Raw genomic sequence first — 15,165 nt, 5'->3', positions numbered from 1 at the left:
CTTACAAACAGATGCATAAGGGGGCGGTTTTCACCGCCCCCTAGACCGTTAAAAAAGTCAATCTCATGGTTACATCGCGAGTCCATTCCATCAACGTACCCTAAGCACGCCTCAATCGCGGGGTTGCTCGTCCTCGATCTTCACTTTTTTCTGCTCGGTCTGCCCACTTCTTTGACAACCCCAAGCTTATGTTTATTTAATATAATTCACGTTGTCCGTTTCAGTTCTTGCGGGGATTTTAACATCGTCGTCAATATGGCCCAGGGTCGCACACAGTATGACCGAGAAGCCTTCGGGAATCCCTGCCGCAGCAGCCAAAGCCGCATCGGCCTTAAAGCCAAGCTCCGGTGTGGCCATCAGGCATGAACCCAGCCCTAAATCAGTGGCGGCAACAGTCATATTTGCACCGGCAGCGGCTATATTAGCCATGCTGTAAGGGTTCTTCGGAGAAGCGGAGAGAACCACCAGAGTCGGGGCCCCATAGAGCGGACTAAAACCGGGCACGGCCGCACGATTCATCATCATTTTGATTCCCGAGTCCTTCATGGCCTGCACCGACACCTCCGCGATTTTATTCAGAAGTTCTGCATTCTGAATCACGCTGATGTGGAATGGACCCGCATTGGGTGCGATTTGTCCCGCCTTGATGACCTGTTCCAGATTCGCATCCTCAATCTGTTCAGATTTGTACTTTCTGATACTTCTTCTCTTGGCAATCGCATCTAAAGTATTCATTGTACTCAACTCCTTTAAGCTTTTATTAATACTTTAACATAATGCGTTTTGCAAAAAAATCCCAGAAAACCGTCAAAATGGCATGTTATTGGCATTCTTCAGCAGAATAATGAAAAAAGCGTCTGACTCCCCCATTATCCCTTAAACCTGTTGTAATAACGAATTATCTCTTGCAAGGCCTAGCGGGCGGGGTTGTCTAAACGCTGTATTGTACTGTGCTTCAACTTAATTATCCCTCTTTCAGTTCATTGATAATAGCCTCCAGCCTGGATATGGGATAGGGTCTGGGGTTTGTGAGGGGGAAAGCGGCCAACCACCATGGTCGGGTTGTGGCCACCTGTCTATATGGTATGAGTATACGGGGATAGGGACGCGGGGATGGTTACGGCAACCCCGCGTCCCCCATGGGAGAGGGGGAGTTATCATCATGCATAGCTGTGCAAACCGACCAGCCAGTAATTAACCCCGAAGAAGGTGAATAGGACCGCTGCGAACCCGATCACCGCTATTACCGAAGAACGGCGCCCCCGCCAGCCATACGTCTGTCTGACATGCAGGCAGGCTCCATATATCAACCAGGTGATCAAGGACCAGGTTTCTTTAGGATCCCAGCTCCAGTAGGCGCCCCAGGCCTGCTCCGCCCAGATGGCTCCGCTGATGATAACCATGGATAGCAAGAAGAATCCTACAGTAATGAATCGATAGCAGGACTCGTCCAGGACCTCCATGCCGGGCAGTTTTTGAAATAACACCGATGTTGTGGCCTGATTTTTGGTATAGCGCTCCTTTATCAGATACATTACTGCCAGAGCGAAAGATACTGCCAAGGCTCCATAAGAAAGAATAGCCGTAGCGACGTGCACACTGAGCCAGTTGCTCTTTAGGGCCGGCATCAACGGGGTGATCAGCTTTTGATCAGCCGGCATTTCCACCGCTACGTAAGCCAAGAGCACCCACGCCACGGGCAAAACAAATAAGCCTGCTGCCCTGAGCCGGTATTTATATTGCATCCATAAGTAAAACAATACAATCCCCCAGACAAATGCCACTAAAAACTCATAGCCGTTGGCCAGGGGAATTCTTCCCGCAGTCACCGAGCGAAATATCAAAGCCAGGGTGTTGAACAGCCAGCCAATAGCGGTTATATAATTGGCAAACCGGCTCAAAGCCTGTCTTTTGGCTGCCAAATCCCATACATTAAGCAGGATAGCTGCGGTATATGCAGCAAAAGCAGCACCAAAAGCAAGATCTTCATATGTTCCCATTTAACAGCACCTCTTTATCAGCCAATTCCCGGGGAGCAGTTACCTCCACCCGCTTTATCTCACAGCTTATGGTCTTAATGCTTTCAGCCAGCGCCAACTGGTTTTTGCCGGTGGCGCCGCCTATGGCCACTTCAATCCATGTTCCCTCCTGCTGCAACACCAGCCACAGGCGGTGCGGCCTGAGGAAGAATGACGTCCCCATCCCGACCAGCAGAAAAAATGAACCCAGCCAGATCAAGGGCACTCCAGGGTCTTTTTTAACCAGCAAGCCTGTGTAAGGCAGAGTCTGAACAAATTTGACTGTATTGCCCTCTTCACCAATGCTGATGGGCATAGCAAGTCCAGTCTCGCCCATACTCACATGTTGCCCTCCCTGGAAAACGGCATAGGCCAGCTGCCTGCCGGAAGAGGCGGTTTCCGGGGCTGAACCAGGGCCAGCTGCGGAAGCGGGAAGGTTTGCTGCGACACTGTATTCCGTCCCCGGTATGGCGAAGCGCTGACCCGGCAGTATCAACCCTGAACTGATGATCTTGCCGTCAGGTCCGCCAATAATTACTTCAATGGCCTCACCGTAGCTGGCCTGATAGAATTTAACCCCATGGTAATTCAACGGGTTGTTTACCCCAATAGTTGCGGCTTGCTGGACGTAGCCATCTTCAATGATGCTTACCCGGCTGAAATACCCGGCAGGTGTCGAATCGGCATAGCGCTCGATCCGGAAGTCTTCCACCCGCAGCTCAAACCCTTCTGTTCCCGGTGCGGCTCCCGTCCCGGGAATGTTGTCCAGGCCGAACACAGCTCCCACGGGCGCGTTTATGCTGCCCTGAAACCCGAACAACGCGCCGGCCAAAACCCCTAACATGATAACCAGAAAACTGAAATGGGTGATGACTGATCCCCATACGTGCAAGCGCCCGTGTTCAGCGCCTATCCGCCATTTACCCGGTTCTGGCCGGTCAGACCAGGTTTCATATCCCCGGCTGACAAGCAGTTTAACGATTCTTTCGCCGGTCTCAGCGCAATTGCCGGCTATGACCAAAGCAGCCTGTTCCTTGAGTTGGGCCACGTGCCCGCTTTCCAGCAAGGGCTGGGGGCCTTCTCCACGACGGACGATCGTTTTAAGGCGATAAAAGCTGCAGGCCATCAGATTCAAGGCGGCAAGTATTAATAAGGCCACATACCACCAGGAATGAAACACATCATCGAGCTGCAGCAAGCTGTACCACCGTCCTGCTGAACCGTGCATACCGTGCTGCGGTATAATGGTTCCTGCTATGGAGGCTAGGATGATGACCAGGACCAAAACCAGGCCCGTTTTCATGGATCTGAATTTAGTCAAGCAGCTTTTATCGCCAGACAATAAATCACTTCCTTAAAATGTTTTGATGCCCAGCACCTTCTTGTAGTTCAAGAGGCCTGTCGTCACATCAGAGCAAGCGGCAGAAATCCGTACAGGAACCAAATCAGAACCACTGCGTAGACTATCATTTGAATGACAATCAATACTGAACTGCGGCGGAATCTGGAGCCCTCATAAACGGGCGCTGCGGTGTCCCTACCTACTACCGGCGGGGCGCCATGGCGCAATTCCAGGGGATGGAATTCCTCCATCTCCTCTTGTGAGAATTTTCCGTCCAACCACACCTTGTTCATAGGAAATACCATGGGGCTAAAATGAGCATTATAAAAATGCCACACAAAAATAGCCATAATGGCCAGCATGGCTTCATCGCTGTGGGCTATTTGAGCACAATCGATGAAGGTGCGGGATACGAACCGTGCGGATATATGAGGAAACCACAATATCAACCCGGAACCGACCATAATGGCGATGCCCCAGAAGACCGCCCAGTAATCGAATTTCTCTTTATAGGAATAGCGGTCAAATTTTGCCTTCTGTTTGGTCATTCCCAAACAGAAGGCCATATGATCCAATAAATCGGTAACATCTTTCATGGTTGGTATCATGGCCTTGGAGCTTTCTTTAGCCACGAATTTGCAGAAAACCAGGTATCCCAGATGATATACCGCTGCTATGATCATCACTGCGGCAGCAATTTTGTGTATGGTCATCATGGTGCTGAATCCGCCCAGGAGGGCGCTCAGCTTAACTGCCCAGGCTTTGGCGGCGTACTTTAAGGGAAGCCCGGTTAAAGCCAGGATCAGGAAGCTGGTGAACAGCAAAATGTGCTGCAAACGATGATGTATATTCCACCTCTGATACACACTGCCCACGAAATTTCACCCCTTTCTAGCTCTTTGGGCGTCTGGACCGTTTAAACAGGTGGAACAGCTCCACTTCCATATGCACGATCAGGCCCACTACTGTCAAAATGGTCAGCCAGACGAAGAACTTGAGTGTGTTGTGTTCCGCTATACCGGTGCCAGCGGCCAGAGATTTATGCTCGGTCCCCCTTATGAAGTTCTCCTGCGCTTCCTCATGGCACTTGGCACAGGTTTCCGGCAGCCGGGTAGCTGAATAGGTGGCCTGAGGATCGGATCTAGCCAAGACGTTGTGTGATCCATGGCAGTCGATACAGTTGGCAGTCTCGATACTGCCTAAAAGCAGGCCGCGGCCGTGAACGCTTTCCATATAGGAGTCCAATTCCTCGGCGTGGCAGGCGCCGCAGGTCTCAGGGACACGCTGCGGGGATATCAAGGTTTCCGCAGGGTCTTCATAATTAGGCCTGTAATCCTGGAGATGCTCGCTGCCTATATTAGGATGGCAGGCCAGACAGGAGAAATCACTATGAACTGATGTGGTTATGAACTGCCTCACCTCAGCATGACAACTCAAACAATTCTGATTGCTGAAGTCGGGCTGTTCAGTGTCCGCCAAAGTCAGGCTGGCTGGTGTCAACCCGAACAGAAATACACTCATGATTAAAGCTAATAATAATCTTGATAAGGGCATTGATTGAATCACCCCTTTATGCCTCTAGTTTAAATCAGGCTGCTCCTGCGGTTGAAACATTACTCTGAGCATATCGCCCATGCCTTGGTAAAAAGGAGATCTGGCATGCTGGGAAAGCCGTTCCGCAACACTCAGACCGAAATGGGCAAGATGCCCGGACATGGTTTCCTCCTGCAGCCGTAAAGCCATGTGCTCATTATCGGTATTGCCGCTTTTTATGGCTTCCATTTCCTGGTAGATCAGATATGACATGAACTCAAGCTCCAGAGCGATATGATCCGGCGGCAGTTTGAATTCGCTGCCCGGCCTGATCCCGGCTTCATCGTACAACCTGGCGATGGCAAAGGTGGAATCCTGAAAGAGCTTGCCTTCTTTATAAACCGATTCAAATAGGGGAACCAGTCTAGGTTTGGATACATGGCACATCCGGGTATAGTCCTTTTGCAGATCCAACAGCAAGGCTTCAGTTGAATCGAAAGCAGCAATATAGTCCTTAAATGCCCGGCATCTCTCCTCGGGCAAGTTTTCCATGAGCTGATTATTGAGCAGAGACTCAACGAATTCTTCGTCCGGATAATCCATAGCTTTGGACATCCACGCAAAAACAGCCATATTGGCATTCAGATCTTCCAGTCGTTTATCATCAATATGCATTTTAAAACCCCCTGGCTTTTTATTAAGCGCAATAGAAGCACTTACTCGTCAGGTTTAATCTTCTTTGGCAATCTCGTTTCGTCTGGTGCTGTATTTCTTGAGACCCGCGTAGGCAGCCGCCGCTATTGCCGCTACCCCGACCGCTGTGCCGCCTATGGCTACCGGGCTCATGCCAGCACTGGATTTCTGTACCGCCGGGTAGCCGACCGCAGTGGGATCAGCCTTGGTGAGAATCAGCATATTGGTGCCGCCATTCTCCTCCAGGCCATACAGGTTCAACCCACCGTCCTTGGCCATCTGCTTGGCCTTGGCTACCATGGCCCCTCTTTCCCCGAATTCCAGGGCACCGGTGGGACACACTGTTACACAGGCCGGTATAGCATTCTCATCCTGACCCAGGTTGCGGTGGGCGCACATGCTGCATTTGACGATCTGATTGTTGGGTTGATCCAGCATGGGTACATGGAAAGGGCACTTCTGCACACAGGTGCCGCAGCGGATGCATACATTGGTATCCCATAAAACCGGCCCATAATCAGTCTTGGTCAGGGCCTTTTTGGGGCAGTTGGCCACACAGGTGGGCTCTATGCAATGCATGCAGCGATGGTGATACATGCCCTCATCATTGATCTTCACCAGTGTCCGGGTATTGCCATTGGCGGCTACATCGTGAAGTCTGTTTTCCTGAACGCATTTGTAGAAACAGGTGTTGCATCCCGTACAGAATCTGCTGTCTAGTAGAATCGCATATTGTTTCATATTTCACTACCCTCCCTAGGCTTTTTTGATCCGAACATAAACATCCTCGACCCAGCCCATGCCGGTGGGATCGTGCTGTTTACAGATATTCGGATCCTTCTGCGGAATCAAATCGCCGTCCCGATAACCCCAGACACCGTGCTTAAGCCATTTAGAGCGGTGGCCGATGCCATGGAAGAGCATTACACAGTCATCCCGGGTGATGCGCGAAGACATGAAGACTTTTGATTTTACCGGCCTGGGCAGTTCCGGCATATGCTTGGGATTGGTCTCTAAGATGACCTCATCCCCGTTCTGCAAATTGAGTTTTTGGCCGGCCGCCGGGCTGATCCATACCGCATCGATATTGTTCTTGGCGGAAAGCATGTTGATAACCGGATTATCTATGAAGTTGGGGTCTGCATGCATGTGCCACCCGGCTCTGGTGATGAGCAGGGAGAATTGGTATTCCCCTTCAGACGAGGTCCAGCGGGGTTGGAAGGTGGGCAATCCATCAAAACCAACCTCGGCGAACTCATCGACATACATCTTCACCCGGCCATCAGGTCTGCCATAGCCAATTTCGCGAATGGTTTTGTAGTTCTCGTAAGGCTTTTTATCAATCCAGAAGCCGTTTTTGTTCTGCATGAAATCAGTACCGTCCTCAGCGGCTCCTACCGCTTGCAGGGCCGGGTCTTTCATGTTCCCCTTAATCAACTTGGCAGGATCGCTGCTGCCATCGGTGGTCCAATACTCAGGGGCTAAAGCCATACCTATCATATTAGCCACTTTGCCCCAGCCGATAACATCACCGGGAGGTTTCTGCACCGCATCGCCACCCACCAGGCAAGGCCATTTGGGATAATACTGCCTGATGTCCAGTTTGGATTCTTCATATTGATGGGGAGCCGGCAGTACATAGTCACACCAGTAGGCATTGTCATCAGGGTATAGATTCCAGTCTACCACCAGATCCATCTTTTCCAGAGCGGCTTCAGTCATCTGTGGTTGAATCAAGGCGAACAGGCCGCGATGCGGGCCCTTGAAAAACACCATCTTGGTGGTGCTGCCGTGATAGAGTCCATGCCCTACCATACCGTAATGCCCAGGTGCGCTGAAATCCCTATTCTTATAAATGTTGTCGGTCACCGGGAACTGATTGCGATAGTCAGCCGGGCTGGCGGGTTGTTGGGGATAAGGTTTGACAAGGGGATCCACATCTTCCAGCCAGGGAATCTTAACCCCGGACAGGAACAGCACCGCTCCGTCATGATCCAGAGACCCGGTCAGCATGTGCAGGATATTGATGGTCTGCATCAAGCGCCAGCTGTTGGAGTAGTTCGGTCCGGCCGCGTCGCGCTTCAGGTTGGGTATGCAGACGGTTGGGGCTGCTTGGGCAAACTCGCGGGCTATCCTGTCGATATCCGCAGCAGGCACCTCACTGATTTGTGCGGCCCAATCAGGAGTGCAATCCTTGAGGTTTTCCTGCAGCAATTGCAAGACCGGCTTGGCAGTAACCTGTTTGCCATTATAATCGAAGCTGAACGGTCCGCCATCGAAGGCCATATTATTGCAGTTGTTGACCGGGGCGGGTTTGCCGTCAGCCTGGCTCCAGGCCAGCCAGGTTCCCTGGGCATCAGTTAAGCGTTTTTTGGTCTCCAAATCGATCAAAACTCCGGCATCGCTGTAATCTTTCAAGAAATCAGCCTGATAAAGCTTGTTGTCTATGATCACTTTAGCCATGGCCAGAGCTACTGCCAGGTCGGTGCCGGGCTTAATAGCGTAGTATTCATCAGCCATGCCATCAGCCAGGGGGGTTTTTACCGGATTGAAGAAAATGATTTTAGTGCCGTTGCGTTTCCCCTCCACGATGTGGTTTAATATGCCGGCTTTAGCGGTTTTGCTGAAAGAATCGAAACCGAACCATACCATATATTTGGTCTGACTGTAATCATAACCCCACAATGAATGGGTCACCGTGTAAGTGCTGGAGTAATACTTATTAGGAGGATTGGTGATCATCAAGGAGTTAAGATAATAATGGGTGCCGAAACATTCAGTGCGCTGGTCGCTTCGGGTGACGCCCAGGGAGCGGCACAAACGGTTGCTGTAGGGATCCCCCGGTGAAGCAAACAAAATTTCTTCCCGCTTGTAAGTCTTCATTTTTTCGATGATCTCGTTGACCGCATCCTCCGACTTAACTGTCACCCAGCCGGGGTCTTCCCCTTCACCGCGCTTGGGATTGGTTCTTTTCAATGTAACCAGTAAACGGTCGGGATTGTACATGCCATCTACAAAGCCCAGGGCTTTGATACAGAACTTACCACGAGAAACCGGGTCGTCAGGCCGGCCTTCCAGGGTCAGGGCTCTTTCCAGTCCAGTCACCTGGTCTACCCCCACTATGACATCGTAATGGCAATCACATTCACAAGCCCGGGCACAAACCTGAGGGACTTTTTTCTTAGCCAGGTAGCGGGGTTTTTCCTGGGGATGCTCCCCAAAGGCGTAGGCTACATCGAAGTTCCTCAGCGGGGACTCTATTACCATTAGAGCTGTAGTGATACCGGTCCATTTTAGGAATGACCTTCTGCTTAGTTTTTTGTGAGTATTCATGGCTTCACTCCTTATGTCTCGTTTTGACTGCATTGATGGAAAATAAAGCAACTTTTCCGCGGAAACCTCCTTTTCTTCTATTTCTTTTACCTGGTATGGCGGGCTTTTAAATTAAATTAGGGTTGCAAATTGTATGCCAACCACCGGATGTGCCATAACTCCTGCGTTTGCTGTGCTTTATCGATATCGTTTTAAAAAAATCTTCTCCAGGTAATATCACAGTTGTTACAATCAGATGCCAACTGTTTGTTACACTCTGTCGCCTATTTGTTACAGCTTGCAGATCTATTTCAGTCAACAATCTGGTGGCAATTAATCGAGGCTTATTGTATACTCAACTTAGGATGGTATATTGGTATACCACCTTCCCATTCACACCTCGTATCAAATTAAGGGAGTCAGCAATATGTATAAACCAATTGCCAGAGCACGTGAGGCTCAATCGGTAAGATTATATGAGATCATTATCAAACGGGTTAAGGATATGATCCTGGAAGGCAAGCTCAAAGTAGGCGACAAATTGCCCTCGGAACGTGAACTGGCAGAAATGTTTCAGGTCAGCAGGGTGCCGGTGCGGGAAGCCTTAAAGATAATGGAGTTCATGGAAATTATCCAGTATATCCCCGGGGACGGGGTTTACCTTAAACATGTCGATATCAACGACCTGCTCTCCAAGATTGATTTTATGATAGAAACCAGCAGTGACATCATTTCCGACTTATTTGAAGCCCGGCAGGCCATAGAACTCAAAGCGGTTGAACTGGCCGCCGTCAGACGCACTGAGGCCGATATACAGGCCATGGGCCAAATTCTCCAAGAAATGGAAGCCGATATTGCCAGGGGGGGAGACGGCATTCAGGCCGCCACCCAATTCCACACCGCGATAAGTAAAGCATCCAAGAATAAAGTGATAGCGCGTATAAATGACCTTTTGATCACCCTGACGGAGATGTCCCGGGAAAATTCCTTGAGAAAACACGGGTTGGCTCCGGTAGCCCTGCTATCTCACCGGCAAATTCTGCAGATGATTAAAGAGCAGAACGGCCCCGAAGCCAAGAGAATGATGCAAGAACACCTTGACAACACGGAAGAGTCTGCTCGCAGTGATTAGCTGGCTTAAGACGGCAACTGTTTCGAAGTAATACAGGGCTGATGCGGTTCAAAGATATTTAGGTCTGGTTGTATGGGGATTCCCAGATGTTGAGGCATGATTGTTGTTTTACTGGTATACCAATATACCGGTATACGCTAAAGCCGAAAGATTTGATAGAGGTGATTTTATGCCTAAGCCCCAAGCCATTGACACCGTCACATCCAACTTCTCAGATGAGTTTTCCCTCCCCGAAATAGCCTCATCATGGCAGCGTTCGCAACAGGCTGGAGTCGACCCCCACAAGAAATTACACAGCAGCTTCCCTGCGGAAAGAGCTAAATCTGTTGCCGATTATGCCGAACTGATAGATATTGCCGTGGCGGCTATGAACGATATTTATAAATCCGTAAAAGGCAGCGGGTTTCATGTAGTATTGACAGATGAGGAAGGCTGGGTTATCGAAAGCATCCCGCCCCTGAAGCCAATCAGTTTGAATAATTGGAGCGAGGAATTCCTGGGGACTAACGCCCTGGGAACCTCTATACAGATGCAAAAAGCCATACAAATTACCGGATCAGAGCATTTCCATCATGATCTGGCGATCTACACTACCTCAGCGGTACCCATTTTTGATTATCACGGGACCTTAACCCTGGTTTTAGGTCTGATCGGGCCCAGTTACGAAGACCATTCCCGCGTACTCTCCATGCTGCATAAAGTGGTTAAGATTATCGTGAACAAATGGCAGGTGGCCGAACAGGATAAGCAGCTATCGGTTTACAGCAGGCGCCTTAAAGACATCTTCAATCTTATGGCGGACGGGGTGATTATAGTCACTAATGCCGGCGAAATTGAAGACCTAAATCAGTCGGCGGTCAAAATCCTCGGCAAAAAAGCCCAGGGATACAGCTCCGTAACCTTAAAAAAACTGTTTGAGGGCAAAGCTTGTTTCGATTTAATGCTTAATGCCGGCATTCCTTTTAATGATGTTGAATTGCTCCTGGATTGCCCGACCGGCCGGGTTCATTGCCTGGCATCAGGGCAGCCCAGCCATGACGATAAGGGCAGTATCACCGGCGGCATCATCGTCTTGCACAGCATCGACAGGGTACACCGCCTGGTCAACAGCGTCTGTGGGACCCGGGCGGAGCTAAACTTCGATGACATTATCGGCCTCAGCCACCCCATTAAGGAAACCGTTAAACTCGCCCGGGTTGCTGCCAGTACCATGAGTAATATGATGCTTCAAGGTGAGAGCGGCACCGGAAAAGAGATCTTCGCCCAGGCTATTCATAATCACAGTCCTCGCTGCCAGGGACCTTTCGTGGCCATCAACTGCGGAGCCATTCCCCGGGAACTGATTGGAAGCGAACTATTCGGCTATGTAGATGGCGCATTTACCGGGGCCAGGCGAGGGGGCAAAGCCGGCAAGTTCGAGATGGCTGCAGGCGGTACCCTTTTCCTCGATGAAATCGGGGACATGCCGCTGGATCAGCAGGTGGTTTTACTGCGGGTCTTGCAGGATAAAATGGTAACCCGCATTGGCGATTCCAAGAACATCCCAGTAGATGTGCGCATTATTTGCGCCTCCAACAAGGATTTGCTGGAAGAAGTAGAAAACGGCAATTTCAGGCAGGACCTCTACTATCGTCTGAATGTGATTTGCATTACCATACCACCGCTAAGGGATAGAAAAGACGACATCGCTTTGCTAATGCAGCACTATTTGATGAAGCTGGGTGTTGCGCCGATAATTATGGAAAGAATTATGAACCCTGCGGTTATGCACTGTCTGGCCAGATACAACTGGCCTGGCAATGTGCGTGAACTGCAAAATGTCGCTGAAAGACTGGCCATCATCGCAGACACCCAGCCCATCACCCCATCAGACCTGCCCCCCGAAATTTGCACCCTGCGTCATACCCCGCCGCTGAATACCGGGCATAGCCTTTCCGATTCAGAGGCGCAACTCACTTACGCCCAGAAAAAGAAACGACTGATTGCCGAAAAAGAAGCGGAACTCATTATAGATCTGTTGGAAAAGCACCGCGGCAATCTCACCGAAGTAGCTAAAGCCATGGGATTTTCCAGAACCACCCTGTACCGCAAGCTCGAACTCTATCACATCTCTAAAGCCCATCGTTAGCCGTCGTTGTTACCGGCCGCTGTTAACGAACATCGATGATAAAGTCTGCTTTATGACAGGTAATAGGATTATTGTGCCTCATGATGCCGTCGCCACAGCCGCTTATATACCCGGCAGCCGCGACGGAGGTATGGAATTTAAGCAGGATCATCATCTATTTGCCGGTAACACCCCGCATGGTCACAAATGCCATAGCATTCTCCGGGATCATACCACATCAGGCCTTTATCAGCCTGCCGCCCCATTATGATAGGCCTGTCCAGAAGCCAGCAGCTCAGATAGGTTACCGGCGCTCCGCGATACATATTGCACCTTTTGGTTGAATATATCTTGGATAAGACCGTTCTCAAATAACGATCAGGGTTATAAGAAATCTTCGGAAAGGAGGACTTACGGTGAGTGATGACATGGCGAAATGGCTGGCGATAATCGGCATTTTATTAGGCGTCCTGGGTTTCTTCTGGCAGCCTATGATTATGGGAAGCGTCGCAGTCGCAGCAGGTGTGGCCGGCCAGTTTTCAACCCGTAAAAAACTGAGTTGGGTCGCTGTCGCCGCAGGAGTCATGGCTCTAGTCCTGGGATTTATTTAACGCATTGTCTTAGTGGTGTTTAGATATGGGGATGGTTCTCCGGTTGCACTATCAAAACGAGTATAACTGGAGAAACTATCCCTTTGTTTAATAATTTTAATTTTTTTGTTGAGGAAATAGGATGAATATTGTAATATTGACTGTAATTTCAGACAAAGAAACCGGCCCCGGTTTGAAGAGGATCAAGAGATCTAGCCAAAAATTTTTGTCATCCATAGTTCCTTATTTAATCGCCGTGTAATTATTCCGTGCGGCAGCTTTGGCAGCGTCAAGATCGGGCATGCCATCAACCCAGCTTTACAGCAGGCTGAAAACTGACCTGTGGCTCTGACCGACCCGGATCTGGTCAACGCCTTTTTACTGCCGTGAACCCGCCAAGTTGTTGAAAACCCACGGTGTGAAGACAATGGCGCCCATCAAAACAGGTTAAATCTCCACAGCTTAAGGTATAGCGGAAATGTTGACAGAAAAATAGCAGGTCAGTACAATAAATGCAATATACAAATTGACGATAATAGGGAATAGTAAGCTGATCCTTGGGCTACAGAGAGCCGCTGTTTGGTGCGAGGCGGTCAAAGAGGCAAGCAGAACTCATCCTGGAGTTGCCGACCGAAATCATTTGTGAAAGTAGGCCCGGACGGAACTTTCACCGTTAAAAGGAAGAGGATAACGGATCTTAAGATCCGCATCCTGATGGAGTGAACGGCAACCTAGCCGTTAATTTGAGTGGTACCGCGGAGTTAAACCCTTCGTCTCAGAGTTCTGAGCGAAGGGTTTATATTTTTATCAAATAGGTGGTTTTGATCCAGGATGATCTTGGCAACCTGCAACTATTTTTAGATAAGGGAGACAGCCGGTAGCGGCTGGGCGCCCCTTAATTATCCGCTGCTGCCCGATTGGCTCATAAAGCTAAGGGAGGAGCAATTGACGAATGCACAAGTACTATTTAGAGAAGACCGTTATAAGGGGCGCGGGGTTTGTGTAGAGTTTTGTCCTCATATATATTTATTGGGAATTTTCTGATGACAGAAGCATGGGAGGCAATCTGGATTCATTGAAAGCTTCAGATAACGTGTACCCCTGACGGCACCATGGAAGAATGGAGGAACAACATGTTGGAACTAAGAATCAACGGGTTTGGCGGACAGGGCTCGGTTACCCTGGCTCACTTGTTAGCGCAGGCAGCCTTGGAAAACGGTGAGCAGGGACAGGCCTTGCCTTTCTTCGGGGTGGAACGCCGCGGAGCGCCGGTGCGGGCAGCAGTGCGCATGTCCCCCACCACGATCCACGCCCACAGTCAATGCGAGCTGCCGGATTATGTGGTAGTGATGAGTGAAAAGCTCACCGAAGCTGCGGTCGGTGAAGGTATCACTGAGATCGGCACCGTGATCATCAATGCTCCCCAGGCTGCAGCCGTGGGGATGCACCCCACCTGGCAGGTGGACGCCGACGCCATTGCCCGCGAAGCCGGATTATTCTCCGCCGACGGACCCATGATCAATATTCCGCTGTTTGGCGCGGTGTGCCGGGTCTTAAGCATCCCACAAAATATTATGGAGCAAACCATCCTTAATAAATGGCCGGGGAGTGGCGAGCGCAATCTGGGGGCCGCCGGCAAGGCTTATAACAGCGTAACGCAAATCAGCATATAGCCCGCTTTATATTTGGATTAGCGAAAGGAATGGAAATAAATGAAATCAGTTACGAAAGCCTACCGCCCCATTTCCTGGCCGATGAAGGGAGCCGGCGGGGACACCGGTTCCTGGCGGGCGCACCGTCCGGTGGTTGACACTCAGCTATGCACCAAATGCCAATTCTGCTGGGTATATTGTCCGGAAGCGGTTATTGACCGCCATGAAATTACTATTGATTACCGCTATTGCAAGGGCTGTGGCATATGCGCCACAGAATGCCCCACCGGCGCCATCAGCATGGAAAAGGAGGAGTAGCCGTATGAAAGCAGCACAAGTTAGAATGGAAACTGGCGCCTATGCTGCGGCCTTGGCCGTAAAAAGCGCCCGGGTGGACGTAGTACCCGGCTACCCCATCACCCCCCAGACCAGCATTATGGAAGCGGTGGCCGCCATGGTTGAAAGCGGGGAGCTGCACGCCCGCTTCATTCCGGTGGAAGGCGAACACAGTGTTCTGGCTGCTGCCGTGGCCGCTGCCGCTGCCGGCGCCCGGGTTTTCACAGCCACATCGGCCAACGGCCTGCTGTATATGCACGAAGTTTTACACATGGCTTCCGGCGGACGCTTACCGGTGGTAATGTGCAACGTCAACCGCGGTATTTTTGCCCCCTGGACCCTGTGGGCCGATCATCAGGATTCATTTGCCCAGCGCGATACCGGCTGGATCCAATATCACTGCTCCTCCAATCAGGAAGTGTTTAACACTATTTTGCAGGCCTTCCGCGT

Annotated in this window: 14 protein-coding genes, 1 pseudogene and 1 other annotated feature; of the genes and pseudogenes, 6 read left to right on the top strand and 9 right to left on the bottom strand. The window is 50.5% G+C overall.

Annotated features, from left to right (window positions below):
- Positions 1 to 192 precede the first annotated feature (192 nt).
- From B2633_RS03620 to B2633_RS03585, 8 genes are all read right to left on the bottom strand, one after another.
- Positions 193 to 735: a nitroreductase family protein gene (locus tag B2633_RS03620; RefSeq protein ID WP_483169200.1), complete on the bottom strand. Its 543-nt coding sequence runs from the start codon at positions 733 to 735 to the stop codon at positions 193 to 195.
- Between the two features lie 425 nt (positions 736 to 1,160).
- Positions 1,161 to 2,000 carry a c-type cytochrome biogenesis protein CcsB gene (ccsB, locus tag B2633_RS03615; RefSeq protein ID WP_483169199.1) on the bottom strand — a complete coding sequence of 280 codons (840 nt, stop codon included), beginning with the start codon at positions 1,998 to 2,000 and terminating at the stop codon, positions 1,161 to 1,163.
- On the bottom strand, positions 1,987 to 3,321 hold the full coding sequence (locus tag B2633_RS03610; protein WP_483169197.1) for a cytochrome c biogenesis ResB family protein: 1,335 nt from the start codon (positions 3,319 to 3,321) through the stop codon (positions 1,987 to 1,989). The genes ccsB and B2633_RS03610 overlap by 14 nt, the downstream gene beginning before the upstream one ends.
- A gap of 101 nt (positions 3,322 to 3,422) precedes the next feature.
- Positions 3,423 to 4,235, bottom strand: a complete 813-nt coding sequence (locus B2633_RS03605; RefSeq protein ID WP_483169195.1) for a formate dehydrogenase subunit gamma — start codon at positions 4,233 to 4,235, stop codon at positions 3,423 to 3,425.
- Positions 4,236 to 4,251: 16 nt separating this feature from the next.
- Positions 4,252 to 4,914 carry a hypothetical protein gene (locus B2633_RS03600; protein ID WP_483169194.1) on the bottom strand — a complete coding sequence of 221 codons (663 nt, stop codon included), beginning with the start codon at positions 4,912 to 4,914 and terminating at the stop codon, positions 4,252 to 4,254.
- A 24-nt stretch (positions 4,915 to 4,938) separates the two neighbouring features.
- Complete coding sequence (locus B2633_RS03595) at positions 4,939 to 5,568, bottom strand: TorD/DmsD family molecular chaperone (protein WP_483169192.1); 630 nt, start codon at positions 5,566 to 5,568, stop codon at positions 4,939 to 4,941.
- Positions 5,569 to 5,622: 54 nt separating this feature from the next.
- Positions 5,623 to 6,327: a 4Fe-4S dicluster domain-containing protein gene (locus B2633_RS03590; protein ID WP_483169191.1), complete on the bottom strand. Its 705-nt coding sequence runs from the start codon at positions 6,325 to 6,327 to the stop codon at positions 5,623 to 5,625.
- A gap of 15 nt (positions 6,328 to 6,342) precedes the next feature.
- Complete coding sequence (locus B2633_RS03585) at positions 6,343 to 8,919, bottom strand: molybdopterin-dependent oxidoreductase (RefSeq protein ID WP_483169190.1); 2,577 nt, start codon at positions 8,917 to 8,919, stop codon at positions 6,343 to 6,345.
- Positions 8,920 to 9,325: 406 nt separating this feature from the next.
- Here B2633_RS03585 and B2633_RS03580 point away from each other — a divergent pair, with 406 nt between their 5' ends.
- Positions 9,326 to 10,030 (top strand): FadR/GntR family transcriptional regulator, encoded by a 705-nt coding sequence (locus tag B2633_RS03580; protein WP_483169188.1) that lies wholly within the window; start codon positions 9,326 to 9,328, stop codon positions 10,028 to 10,030.
- A gap of 169 nt (positions 10,031 to 10,199) precedes the next feature.
- Positions 10,200 to 12,158 carry a sigma-54-dependent Fis family transcriptional regulator gene (locus B2633_RS03575; protein ID WP_483169187.1) on the top strand — a complete coding sequence of 653 codons (1,959 nt, stop codon included), beginning with the start codon at positions 10,200 to 10,202 and terminating at the stop codon, positions 12,156 to 12,158.
- 22 nt (positions 12,159 to 12,180) lie between these two features.
- On the opposite strand, the gene B2633_RS03570 is transcribed toward B2633_RS03575, so the two are convergent.
- Complete coding sequence (locus B2633_RS03570) at positions 12,181 to 12,312, bottom strand: hypothetical protein (protein WP_483169185.1); 132 nt, start codon at positions 12,310 to 12,312, stop codon at positions 12,181 to 12,183.
- Positions 12,313 to 12,553: 241 nt separating this feature from the next.
- Between B2633_RS03570 and B2633_RS03565 the strand changes: the two genes are divergently transcribed.
- From B2633_RS03565 to porA, 4 genes and pseudogenes are all read left to right on the top strand, one after another.
- Positions 12,554 to 12,748 carry a hypothetical protein gene (locus B2633_RS03565; protein ID WP_481038403.1) on the top strand — a complete coding sequence of 65 codons (195 nt, stop codon included), beginning with the start codon at positions 12,554 to 12,556 and terminating at the stop codon, positions 12,746 to 12,748.
- A 502-nt stretch (positions 12,749 to 13,250) separates the two neighbouring features.
- Positions 13,251 to 13,508 (top strand) — a binding site (T-box leader).
- Positions 13,509 to 13,860: 352 nt separating this feature from the next.
- Positions 13,861 to 14,400: a 2-oxoacid:acceptor oxidoreductase family protein gene (locus B2633_RS03560; RefSeq protein WP_483169184.1), complete on the top strand. Its 540-nt coding sequence runs from the start codon at positions 13,861 to 13,863 to the stop codon at positions 14,398 to 14,400.
- A 39-nt stretch (positions 14,401 to 14,439) separates the two neighbouring features.
- Positions 14,440 to 14,697 carry a 4Fe-4S binding protein gene (locus B2633_RS03555; RefSeq protein ID WP_483169182.1) on the top strand — a complete coding sequence of 86 codons (258 nt, stop codon included), beginning with the start codon at positions 14,440 to 14,442 and terminating at the stop codon, positions 14,695 to 14,697.
- A gap of 4 nt (positions 14,698 to 14,701) precedes the next feature.
- Positions 14,702 to 15,165, top strand: a pseudogene (gene porA, locus B2633_RS03550) (pyruvate ferredoxin oxidoreductase); the annotation flags it as partial.

It is taken from the genome of Syntrophomonas sp. UBA1041 (assembly GCF_002316705.1).
Lineage (GTDB): Bacteria > Bacillota > Syntrophomonadia > Syntrophomonadales > Syntrophomonadaceae > DTU019.
This window is presented reverse-complemented; position numbering and strand designations above follow the sequence as displayed.